The following is an 8,189-nucleotide window of genomic DNA, read 5'->3' as shown; positions in this document are numbered from 1 at the left end:
CGTCAGGCGTGTGGCGCCCGATCAGCTTCTGCGTCTCGACCTCCTGCTCAGCCGTCAGCAGCCGGCCATGCCCCGGGTCAGGCCCGCGCTGGCCTGTCTTCAGCCCAGCCGCACCCCGCTCTGCGTACCGCTTGCAGATGTCGAACACCCCGGTCTGGGTTAGCCCAACCTGCGCCGCGATCGCACCATAGGTCAGGCCAGCCTGCCGGAGCCCGATCGCCTGCCGCCGGCGTTCCTCTTGCGCCGCTGGCGGCAGCTTGCGCATGTCCAGATGCTTCATCCACCCAACCTGGACCGATCCTACTTGCGTTCAAGACAGCCCAGACCGGATCAATAAGAGCAGGCCGTGGCGGCTATAGCGCCGGCTGCAGGGCGCAGCACCCCTGCCTGTGCATAGCCCGACGAGCACGGCCGGGCGCTCCTCGACCAAACTCGCGTGGCAGAACTTGCTGCGCATGATGCGGATGTCGCAGTAGTAGCTGTGCTACACGATGGTTTTGTCGCGCGCCTCGGCCTTGTAGTCTTCGGGGATGAAGCCTGCCCTGAGGCCATGCATCGAGGGCCGCTCCAGTCCGGTAGTCTGATGCCGGCGAACGACAACCACCCTGCCAGGATCCGCGGCAGGACATACAAGCGCAGGGCGGTGGTCTCAAGGTTGCCCCAGCGGTCGATCCTGAGAAGCATTGGGTCGTAGCGGCTGACGCTGGCCTGCAGCCAGGCCTCCGCCGCGCGGACCGGACAGGTCTCGGGCTTCTTGCCACGCGGGATGCCGAGTTCGACCCCCTGCCCTGCTGGTCGGCCTTAACGCGCGGGATCAGCAGCAGCAGGCCATTCGGCGTGACAATCAGGTGCTTGCGTTGCGCGGCGACCAGCTCGCTCCGCCGCAGCGCTGCCGCAAAGCCCAGCAACAGCAGGGCACGGTCGCGCATGCCGGTCAGGCCGTCGCTGCAGGTCGCCACCGGCTTCCGGATCTCGGCGGTGTCAATCGCCGCCGCGCGACGCCTTGGCGTGCCGTGGCGGCGGGCGATACCGGCGAGAGTGTCGCGGATCGCCGGGTGCGAGCCGGACCAAGCATGACCGGCCATGCGGTGGGCGTGGCCGACGGCGGCGAGGTAGGCGGCCACGGTCACCGGCGTGGCCGGCGACAGCGCCTGGCGGGCATAGCCGGCGGCGCGGTCGACCTCAGCGTCGGGGAGCAGGGCGAGTTCGGACATGCGTGGATTCGAGCAGCTTGCGCCAAGTGGGGCAATCCAGCAACAGGCTCCGGAAAGGCTTTTATGGAGCGTGAGACGGTACCCCGCAACGCGCCAGAGCGGCCACAAACACCGCGCCTGAATGAATTATCGGAGGTTAGTCTTAAGCCAAGCCAGCGTCCGCAGACGTAGAATGGCTGAGACCGCGTGTCGGGCGTGCCCCTAAACGCCAGTCACGAACGGCTATGGATCGGGCCGCGCGGGTGCGTAGGCGGCCGCCTAGCCGCGGTTGAGATCGTCAGGGACGGCACCCCCCCTGCCCCGACTAACGCGAAATCGGTTGCAGTCCCCTCGCCCCAGACGGACCCTTGGCCCGAACGGGTGTGGCTCGTGACGAGGTGTGGCATGGGCGTCGTCTATCGTCCCGCAGCGCCGGAGGACCTGGAGCCGGCCCTCCGGATCGTGCAGGAGGCCTACAACGACCTGCGCAGCCGCCACGGGCTGGCCGCGAATGTCGGGCTGCGACCGCCGCTGTTTCAGCGGTTTTGCCTGGCGGCGGACCCGGACGGCCTCTGGATCGCCGAGGCGGGCGGCGCGCCTGTGGGCTTCGGCTTCGCCTGGATGCGCCAGGACTTCTGGTACCTCGCACAGCTCTTCGTCAGGCCTGGCACCCAGGCCGGGGGCGTCGGCCAGGGGCTGCTGTCGCGGACCCTGCAGGTTGCGGAGCGTCGGGGCGGCGCCGCGAACCGCACCCTGATCACCATGGCCTACAACACGGCCTCTCAAGGGCTTTACATCCGCAACGGCCTCTACCCGCGCGAGCCGCTCCTCCGCTTGGCTGCGCCGGCCGTGGTCCTCGAGGGCAGGATCGCCTCCGCCGGGCTCGACGTGGTGCCGATCGAGCCCTGGCCGGCCTCGCGGGACTGGCTCGGGTTTCTCGATGAAGCGGTGCTGGGCTTCCGCCGGGAAGACCACCACGCCTTCCTGCTCGGCGGCTTCGCAGCCCGCGCGCTGCGGATCGAGCATGGGGGACGCTCGGTCGGCTACGCCTACATCTCCGCCGAGGGCCACATCGGCCCGCTCGCTGTCGCGCCCTGCGCTGACGCGGCGGCGGTGGTCACAGCGGCAATCCGGTGCGCGCTTGAAGGCCGGCCGAACCAGGTGTCCATGGTGGTTCCAGGGCAGGCAGAACGGGTGCTGGAGGCCGCTGCGGCGCTCGGTTTCCGGATTGAGGAGCCCTTCGTCCTGCTCTCGGCGCAGCCCTTCGGCAGCTGGTCCAACTACCTGCCGAGCAACCCCGGTTTCCTGTGATGCCGGCCCCGTACTCACAGGACCGGCGTTCCCGGGTCGAGCCCAAGCGGTTGACCGCCGTCTCCGGCGCCGCAGTGGCGATCCCCATCAGCGCGCCGCGCCCCATGTCATGCCGGCTATGCCGAGCAGGACGAGGCCCAGCCAGGGCAGTAGCGCGATCACGCCGGGCCGATCGCCACCTCCACGGCTACGGTCTGCCGAGGTGAGGACTCTGGTGATCGCCTCAACGTCCATCGCCCCAACCCACCAACAGCGGTCCGGCGCCTACGCCCGTGCGGGCGAGGCTTCGAGGCTGGCTGAGGACTCTGGTGATCGCGCGGCCGGTCCGAGTCGTTGAAACGAGCGTCGATAAACCGCGAACTGCCGTCCACAGGCTCACTGAGGACTTTGGGGATCGGAGTGAGGACTCCGGTGATGCCCGTTCAGGCTAAGCTGCTGATTCGAAGGGAGAAGCGAAGTTGTCCCGAGGACTCCGGTGACCAGACTAATAGTGATCTAGTATTTTCTAATAGCCTGATCACCAGAGTCCTCAGAGACAAGATCGGCACCGTCGTGCCAGTGTCGACGCCACTCGAAACGGAGTCTTCGGCGAGGGTGGGTATGGGCACGGTGCACGACTTGCTCGAGGCCAAGGGGAAACAAGGTGCGCTCGCACTTGACCTCGACCGGGCCATCGTCGACGCGGCGGCCGCATATCTGGCCGATGAGGACCAAGCGGTTGGCTACCTCTTCAGCGGCTGGACGCAAGCCGCCCTGCCGCACAAGCGCCTAGCGGACGACCAAGTGTGGGAGATCCGCACCGAGAGAGTGACGCTGCTGGTCGAGCCCGGTCGAAAGCCGAATCCGCTACCAGGCCTGCCGCACATCAACGTCGGTGTGCCCTACGGCTCACGAGCCCGGCTCATCATGCTCTACCTCCAGACGGAGGCACTGAAGACCAACAGCCGCGAGATCGAACTAGGAAGGAGCCTGAGGGCCTGGTTCTCGCGCCTTGGCATCGCGCCCGGTGGCAAGAGCATTCGCGACGTCCGTGAACAAGCCGAGCGCATCAGCCGATGCCGCCTCTCCTTCCATCTGGCAGCATCTGGCGGCAATCCAGGGGGGCTGAAGAACCAGAACATCGTCGACGACGCCCTCTTCCTGGATACTCATGACCCGGACCAGGGAAGCCTTTTCCTCGAAAAGGCGAAGCTGTCGGAGAGCTTCTTCGAGCAGCTGAAGAAGCACCCCGTGCCAATCGAAGAGGCGGCCATCCGTGTCATAAGCAACAACAGTATGGCGTTGGATATTTACTGCTGGCTCTCATACCGCCTGCATGTGCTCAAGGCGCCGACCCCGGTAAGCTGGGCGGCGTTGAAGATCCAGTTCGGTGCTGGGTTCGGAAAGCTCGCGCATTTCAAACACAAGTTTCTACCGAACTTGGCGCTCGCTCAGGCGGTTTACCGCGACGCCAAGGTTGAAGTCGACGAGCGCGGCCTGATCCTGCGCCCGTCCCGCCCGCCCGTCGCACCGCGGCAGGTTGCCGCTCGTTGAAGCACCAGGATCACCGGAGTCCTCACCCCGCGGGAGAAGTTTGAGGACTCTGGTGATCGGTCCCCTCCCCGCCATCGAGCATGCCCCGCGTGATGCGGATGAGGTCCCGGACCTGGTCGCGGGTCGGTGTCAGATCCAGTCTGCCGTGCGCAACTTCGCTTCGAACCCGGCTCAGCCCGCGAAGGATGTCCGCCTCGTCCGGGGTGACGTACCCCTCACGCGCCAACGCCTCTGTGATGCCGGGCCGCGGTCGCTGGAGAAGGTGGGGGGCTACGGCGCGGGCAGCTGCTTCAAAGACCGCCCAGGCTGACAGCAGCGCCGCTTCCGTCCCCATGGCCTCGAGTGTGCCGTCAATGCGAGCCAAGTGCTCCTCGATTGTCTGCCGTGAGTAGGTTGGGATCGAGGACTCTGGCGACAGCGCGGGTGCATAGATGACGCGCAGCTCCCAATCGGGATGCCCTTTCAGCGAATCCTGCAGGCGTTGAAGCGTGACTTCCTTGAGACCTGCCGCTGTCTGCCTATAGCCATCCGCGATGACTTCGATCGCGATCTTTCGGTCCGGACGCACCGCAATAGCGTCCGGCCTGTAATCGCCAAGAGTAGGCGGCAACATGCTCTTGGACGGGTGCAGGAAGATCTCGAAGCCTTCGGCTTCGAGTTGAGGCACGAGAGCCTTGATAGCCGCCTCCTCCAGGCGCGACATGGATCCGGACATCACAAGAGTCCCTCTGCCGGGTCATCCCCAAGTCTCACATATAGCAACGGCTTCTCACTACCGAGAGCATCTGCCAGCACGCTGGACGGCCTCTTGAACTGGAAGATGCGGCCGGGCTCGAACTTCTGCACCAGTATCCGCTCAACCTGTCGGTCATCGTTGTAAACGTGCTGGCAGAGGGCATCGAGTATGGGCTTGACAATGTTGTCGATATCGCCCTGCATTTCCGCATCTGGAAAGTAATATAAGGTGACGGTGACAGGTCCGGTTGTCGCAAAATGGCCTTCCGGCAGCGCTGCGCGGCTCGCGTCCTTCACCCGCGTTTTCCAGGCGTCCCGAGCAGCCGGACGTTTTGCTTGAAGTGAGACAGGAGTTCCGAGCACCAGGAACTCCAGGGGGAAATCAATCTCTACGGACATGGGTCGATGCGATGCCGCCTCCCCTACGCCGGCTGCCCAGCACCGCTGGCAATGTCTTCCCAGCACGGCAATGCGGGCGATGGTAGCTCGCCGTTACCCGCACGTTGCGCAGGGCCGCCACGATCTGCCGCGCACCTGTCAGGCCGCCTCCTCCGCATTGCCGTCGATGATGCGGCGCTCTTCGAGCTCGGCAAGCTTCGCCTTTGCCTCGGCGAGCTCGTCCTCAAGTGTGGCCACTCGCTGGCGAAGCCGGCGGATTTCGCGTGCAACGCGCGCGTCATCGGGCTCCTGCCGCTCGGCTTCCGCCGTGATGATGCTCACGAACTCAGCGATCTCACGTCGGGTCACGTCCGGGCGCACCAAGTTGCCGGCCCTGGCGCGGCTGAGAACGGCCTCGCTCATTTGGGCGAGCCGGAACGCATTGCTGTAGCTCCTGGGAAGTTCACGCTCCTCGAGCCGGTTCTGCTCCACCGCCAGGGCCACAATGCGAAGTTGGTAGGCCACGTTCTTGCCGAATGGCAGCTGGGTCGCAACCATCAACTCGAACTCGCCGTGACGGAGACGGTTCTTCGCCTGTACGAGGTACCGCCCGATCGTCAGGAATTTCTCCTGCGCCTCGCCCCAAAGCTTCTCGATCTCAGCAACGAATTCCTGGGGGCTTTCGCAATTACGGACCGTGTTGCTGAGGATGCGGTGCCGGGTCGGTTCGGTATGCTCCGGCAGCGCGGAGACAGGCTCCGTCCGGCGCCTTGTAGCTGGTTTGAGAACAAAGCCGCTCATTCGGTGCCTAGCTCCAGCTGCTGCTTCACGTAGTCCCATACGGCGGCGAGATCCTCGGCGCCCCGGCTCCGCCGGATTTCGCACACACCCACACCGTGGTCGTGGGTTGCTTCAATGTCGTCGAGAAGCCGGACGTCTACCGGGCATAGCGCTCCGGCGCGGTTCAGGCGGAGCTTCGCCGTGCGGTACCGCGTGTGCGTGCGCTGCACCTTGTTGAGCAGGAATCCTGCCTTGGCGCGCTCGCGCTTGAGGAACTTCATCCATTCAACAACCGAATCGATATCGGCGGTTCCCTGAGTCGTCGGAACCAGAACGAAATCGGCCTTCGTCACCAGCAGGCGGGTCGCCTCCGCGTGGTCATCCAACCCCGGCGGGGTATCCACAACGACCAGGTCGACGTCGTTGAGAGCGCCAATCTCCTCAATCACCCGGGAAGCATCTGATAGGCCCCCGGCCCAGAGGACCAGCGCAGGTGCCTCCTCCGGCCTTCGTTCGTACCAGCGGGTCAGGCTCGCCTGCCGATCAAGATCTACAGCGACAACCTTCAGCCCTTCATGGGCCGCGTAGACGGCAAGGTTGAGGCTGGTACTTGTCTTTCCGCTGCCGCCTTTCCCACTGGCGACGACAAGCCATTTTGGCTTCGCATCTAAGTTGGGCTTCCCGCGCTGTACTGCCCCTGTCTTCGCTGGTTTCGGACGTTCCAGCTCACGTGTCCCACTCATCGCATCCCCCATGCGACTGCCAAGCCATTGTATCTAGAGTGTACGACGGAGGAACGGCAGCCGAAAGTTCGACGCGTCCAACATTTCCCTGGAGTTCGGTGGTCGCTGTAGGCAGTGAGCACCCTGGCCGGCTAGCAGCCGCAACTGCCGTGGACCCACGGATGCTCCAGGCTCACACTGCCGCCCGTGCCGCCGCGCCGGGCTACCTGATCCTATAACACGGCGGCGAGTTCTATGAGGTCCTCGGAAACGACGCGTCCGTTGTCTCCCGCGCCCTCGGGCTGCAGCTCACTCGCCGGCGCCAGAAGGACGGCCCCGACATCCCGATGTGCGGCATTCCGGCCGGCTCGGCTGAAGCCATGGTCGGCCGTCTCCTCGCGGCTGGCCACAAGGTGGTCGTCTCGGAGCCGCCACCCGAGCCCGGCAGCAGGCGACTGCTTAACCGCCTCACGCCGGCCACGTTGGTTGACGACGCCGTTCTCGCCTCCGGTCGGCCCAACAGCCTCGCGGTTGCGCTCGGTGCGGGGCAGGCCATCGGCCTCGCCTGGACCGACCTGTCCACCGGTGAGACCGGCACCCTGATGGCCTCGCTCGAGGGCTGCGGTCCGGCGCTCGCCCGGATCAGCCCGGCCGAGCTGCTGGTAGCCCGCTGGCCGGAGGGCTCTGACGCGCTCGCGGTCGTGGCGCGAGGGCAGGGGGCTCCCTTCTCCGACCTGGCGGAGGAGGTGCCGGACGAGGCAACGTCCGGCAAGGTCCTCGCGGCCACCTACAGTGAGGGCGGGCGGGAGGCGCTGCAGGGCTTCTCGCCCCCAGAGCGAGCCGCCCTCGCCGCTCTGCTCAGGCACGTCCAGTCCACCACGGGGCGGAGCCGCGTTCGCTGGTGATCCTGGACGAGGTCGGACGCGCAACTTCGACGCAGGATGCCTTGCCCATTGCGCAGGCCGCGATGGAGCACCGCACGACCTCGGCTGCCGGACCCTGTTCTCGACACACTCCCACGAGCTTGCGGACGCGGCGGAGGCGGTGCCGCACGCAGTGTGCATGGCGATGGACGCCTCGGCGGGGCGGCACGGGGCCGTCTTCAGCTATCGCGTCATGCCGGGCCGAGCGGGGCGATCCTACGGCCTGCAGGTGGCGGCGCTGGCAGTCCTGCCGCGCTCGGTGCTGCGCCGGGCGGAGCAGCTGCTGGCCGAGCAAGCCGGCGAAGTGGCTGCAAGCCCAGTGGAGGCAAGTGAAACGCCTCATGGCCAAGCTTGACGTGCCCTCGCCTGAGAGGGCGACGGACGATGCGCGCAAGGCGCGACATACTCACGCCCGAACCGCCGAGTTCGACCCTGTGTGGATGGCTCTCCGTTGGCACGGGTCCTCTTGAAACTCTGCACCAGTACGTTGCAGTGAGCTGCACCCGGTTTCCCTGGACACCCTTTTGCCCAAGGCGAACCCGGAACGATGATGTGCGGCATGAACGAGATCGAAGATCGGAAAGCAGATGATGGGCCTGTGGGCAGCGAGGGCG

8 protein-coding genes and 2 pseudogenes are annotated in these 8,189 nt (G+C 66.0%); 5 read left to right on the top strand and 5 right to left on the bottom strand.

What is annotated here, in order from left to right:
* Window positions 1-280, bottom strand: a 280-nt coding sequence (locus tag E2C05_RS25565; protein WP_205083060.1) for a helix-turn-helix domain-containing protein, incomplete at its 3' end; no start/stop codon positions are given.
* Window positions 281-1,598: 1,318 nt separating this feature from the next.
* Here E2C05_RS25565 and E2C05_RS25560 point away from each other — a divergent pair.
* Both E2C05_RS25560 and E2C05_RS25555 read left to right on the top strand, forming a co-directional pair.
* On the top strand, window positions 1,599-2,504 hold the full coding sequence (locus E2C05_RS25560; protein WP_133222468.1) for a GNAT family N-acetyltransferase: 906 nt from the start codon (window positions 1,599-1,601) through the stop codon (window positions 2,502-2,504).
* 414 nt (window positions 2,505-2,918) lie between these two features.
* Entirely contained in the window at window positions 2,919-4,037 is a 1,119-nt protein-coding gene (locus E2C05_RS25555) for a replication protein RepA (RefSeq protein WP_338045194.1), read from the top strand.
* 22 nt (window positions 4,038-4,059) lie between these two features.
* On the opposite strand, the gene E2C05_RS25550 is transcribed toward E2C05_RS25555, so the two are convergent.
* The 4 genes from E2C05_RS25550 to E2C05_RS25535 all read right to left on the bottom strand — a co-directional run bounded on the left by E2C05_RS25550 (window position 4,060) and on the right by E2C05_RS25535 (window position 6,685).
* Window positions 4,060-4,740, bottom strand: a complete 681-nt coding sequence (locus E2C05_RS25550; RefSeq protein ID WP_133222467.1) for a hypothetical protein — start codon at window positions 4,738-4,740, stop codon at window positions 4,060-4,062.
* An 11-nt stretch (window positions 4,741-4,751) separates the two neighbouring features.
* On the bottom strand, window positions 4,752-5,171 hold the full coding sequence (locus tag E2C05_RS25545; RefSeq protein WP_133222466.1) for a RusA family crossover junction endodeoxyribonuclease: 420 nt from the start codon (window positions 5,169-5,171) through the stop codon (window positions 4,752-4,754).
* Between the two features lie 138 nt (window positions 5,172-5,309).
* A complete protein-coding gene (locus tag E2C05_RS25540) occupies window positions 5,310-5,951 on the bottom strand; it encodes a hypothetical protein (protein ID WP_133222465.1) in 642 nt (213 codons plus the stop codon).
* Entirely contained in the window at window positions 5,948-6,685 is a 738-nt protein-coding gene (locus E2C05_RS25535) for a ParA family protein (protein ID WP_133222464.1), read from the bottom strand. The genes E2C05_RS25540 and E2C05_RS25535 overlap by 4 nt, the downstream gene beginning before the upstream one ends.
* A gap of 224 nt (window positions 6,686-6,909) precedes the next feature.
* On the opposite strand from E2C05_RS25535, the pseudogene E2C05_RS35355 reads away from it, so the two are divergent.
* The 3 genes and pseudogenes from E2C05_RS35355 to E2C05_RS35500 form a co-directional block, all read left to right on the top strand.
* Window positions 6,910-7,134 (top strand): annotated as a pseudogene (locus tag E2C05_RS35355) (MutS N-terminal domain-containing protein); the annotation flags it as partial.
* Complete coding sequence (locus E2C05_RS34090; RefSeq protein ID WP_192912520.1) at window positions 7,135-7,557, top strand: hypothetical protein; 423 nt, start codon at window positions 7,135-7,137, stop codon at window positions 7,555-7,557. It begins immediately after the preceding pseudogene.
* Window positions 7,554-7,930, top strand: a pseudogene (locus tag E2C05_RS35500) (MutS-related protein). Before E2C05_RS34090 ends, E2C05_RS35500 begins: the two are co-directional and overlap by 4 nt.
* The last annotated feature ends 259 nt before the right edge of the window (window positions 7,931-8,189 follow it).

It is taken from the genome of Paracraurococcus ruber (assembly GCF_004353985.1).
GTDB classification, from domain to species: Bacteria; Pseudomonadota; Alphaproteobacteria; order Acetobacterales; family Acetobacteraceae; genus Paracraurococcus; species Paracraurococcus ruber.
Note: the sequence above shows the minus strand (reverse complement) of the source record. Positions and strands in the feature narration are given on the sequence as shown.

Coding starts and splice junctions, on each gene's coding strand:
- E2C05_RS25560 (WP_133222468.1), top strand. CDS start 1,599: ATGGGCGTCGTCTATCGTCCCGCAGCGCCGGAGGACCTGGAGCCGGCC.
- E2C05_RS25555 (WP_338045194.1), top strand. CDS start 2,919: ATGCCCGTTCAGGCTAAGCTGCTGATTCGAAGGGAGAAGCGAAGTTGT.
- E2C05_RS25550 (WP_133222467.1), bottom strand. CDS start 4,740: ATGTCGCGCCTGGAGGAGGCGGCTATCAAGGCTCTCGTGCCTCAACTC.
- E2C05_RS25545 (WP_133222466.1), bottom strand. CDS start 5,171: ATGTCCGTAGAGATTGATTTCCCCCTGGAGTTCCTGGTGCTCGGAACT.
- E2C05_RS25540 (WP_133222465.1), bottom strand. CDS start 5,951: ATGAGCGGCTTTGTTCTCAAACCAGCTACAAGGCGCCGGACGGAGCCT.
- E2C05_RS25535 (WP_133222464.1), bottom strand. CDS start 6,685: ATGGGGGATGCGATGAGTGGGACACGTGAGCTGGAACGTCCGAAACCA.